We start from the raw sequence: 2,111 nt of genomic DNA, 5'->3' as shown, positions 1-2,111 counted from the left end.
CCCGGTGTGTCGTCGTATCTGGCGGTTGGTCCGGAAAGCCTGCGTGCGCTGGTTCGGCCTGCTCGGGGGCCTGGATGCTGACGCGGGAGGAAGACGTGGATGCTCATGCACTGCGTCGGCAGGGATGGACGATCTCGGCGATCGCCCGGCATCTGGGCCGGGACCGCAAGACGATCCGGGCTTATCTGAACGGTGAGCGGACCGCCGGCCAGCGGCGTCAGGCGCCTGATGCGTTCGTGCCGTTCCTTCCCTACTGCCGCCAGCGCCTTGCTGACGACCCGCACCTGTGGGCGTCCACCCTGTTCGACGAGGTGGTGGGGCTCGGCTATGAGGGTGCGTACTCGACGTTCACCCGCGCCCTTCGCCGCTATCGCGTCCGGCCGTACTGCGAGCCCTGTCATGCCTCGACCGGCCGCAACGTCGCGGTGATCGCGCATCCTCCGGGCGAGGAGATCCAGTTCGACTGGCTGGAGCTGCCCGATCCGCCCGAAGGATGGGGGGTGGGCGAGCATGCGCATCTGCTGGTCGGGGCTCTCGCGCATTCGGGCCGGTGGAGGGCGGTGCTGGCGGAGTCGGAGGACTTCCCCCATTTGGTCCAGGCACTGGACGATGTCGTGCGCAAGCTGGGCGGAACTGCCCGCCGGTGGCGCTTCGACCGGATGGCCACGGTTTGTTATCCCTCCAGCGGTCAGGTCACCGCGGCGTTCGCCGCCGTCGCCAAGTACTACGGGGTCGGGGTGGACATCTGCCCACCCCGCCGCGGCAACCGCAAGGGAGTGGTGGAGAAGGCCAACCACTCGGCCGCGCAACGCTGGTGGCGCACGGTTCCCGACGGGCTCACGGTCGTGCAGGCCCAGTCCGGTGTCGACAAGCTCTCGGTCCGGATGGATGACCGGCGCCGGCGGATCGACGGAGCGGTCACCACCGTCGGCGAGCTCGCCACGGCCGAGCCCTTGCTCGACATCCCGGTCCGGCCGTTCCCGGCCGAGCTGGAGGTCGAGCGGACCGTCAGCCCGCAGAGCCTGGTCGCCTTCGACGGCAACTTCTACTCCGTTCCGCCCGGCCTGCCCGGCGTCACGGTCAAGGTCCTGCACCGGCTCGGCGAGGACGAACTGCGGATCGTCACCGCCGGACGGGCCGTCGTCGCCTGCCACCGCCGGGCCCCGCGCGGCGCCGGGCAGACCGTCCGGGACGACGGACATGTCATTGCGCTGGAGAGGGCGGTGCTGTCCTCGTTCTCCGATCGGGCTCCCTGCAAGACCAAGGTCCGCAAACCGCCGTCAGCCGCAGCCCTGGCCGAAGCCGAGCGTCTGCGCGAAGGACCCGCCACCGGCAGTTCAGCCGAACGGGTCGTGATCGACCTGACCCACTATGCCGCCGTGGCCGACCGGCTGCGGAGTGTCCCCTCACCGAAGCAGGAGGAGAACCCGGAGTGAGTACGTCACCGATGCAGGTGAGCGAAGCCCGCCGATTCCAGCAGCTCAGAGGCCACCTGTCCTACCTCAAACTCAACGACGCCGCTGAGGCGTTGAACAGGGTCCTGGACCAGGCCCGCACCGAGCGGATGTCACTGACCGCAGCCTTGGAACGGCTCCTGGAGATCGAGGTCGAGGCCACCGAAGCCCGCAAACTCGCCGCCCGGGAACGGTTCGCCTGCCTGCCCGAGCCCTGGACCCTGGCCGACTTCGACTTCGCAGCCCAGCCCGGCGTCGACGAGAAGTTGATCCGAGACCTGGCCACCTTGCGCTTCCTCGACGACGCCTCCAACGTGCTGTTCGTCGGCCCACCCGGGGTGGGCAAGACCATGCTGTCGGTCGCCCTCGGACGAGCGGCCGTCGACGCCGGCCACCGTGTCTACTTCACCACCGCCGCGGAACTCGCAGCCAAGTGCCACAAGGCCGCCCTCGAAGGCCGCTGGAAGACCTGCATGCGCTTCTTCGCAGGTCCAAAGCTTTTGATCATCGACGAACTCGGCTATCTGCCGCTTCCCGAGGACGGCGCCTCAGCCCTGTTTCAGGTGATCAACCAGAGGTATCTCAAGTCCAGCACGATCCTGACGACCAACGTCGGGATCGCCAAAGCGCACATGTTCCGGCGAACCTGTGCGAGGT

The 2,111-nt window shown here is 68.4% G+C and carries 2 protein-coding genes; both read left to right on the top strand.

All coding sequences use genetic code 11. From position 1 onward, the window contains the following. The first annotated feature begins 95 nt into the window (after positions 1-95). Positions 96-1,436: a Mu transposase domain-containing protein gene (locus tag ACWDZ7_RS42760; protein ID WP_451804362.1), complete on the top strand. Its 1,341-nt coding sequence runs from the start codon at positions 96-98 to the stop codon at positions 1,434-1,436. Further along, positions 1,433-2,111: ATP-binding protein (locus tag ACWDZ7_RS42755; protein WP_451804360.1), on the top strand; the 679-nt coding region annotated here is incomplete at its 3' end. The genes ACWDZ7_RS42760 and ACWDZ7_RS42755, both read left to right, overlap by 4 nt.

The organism is Streptomyces sp. NPDC003032, from assembly GCF_053591415.1.
Note: the sequence above shows the minus strand (reverse complement) of the source record. Positions and strands in the feature narration are given on the sequence as shown.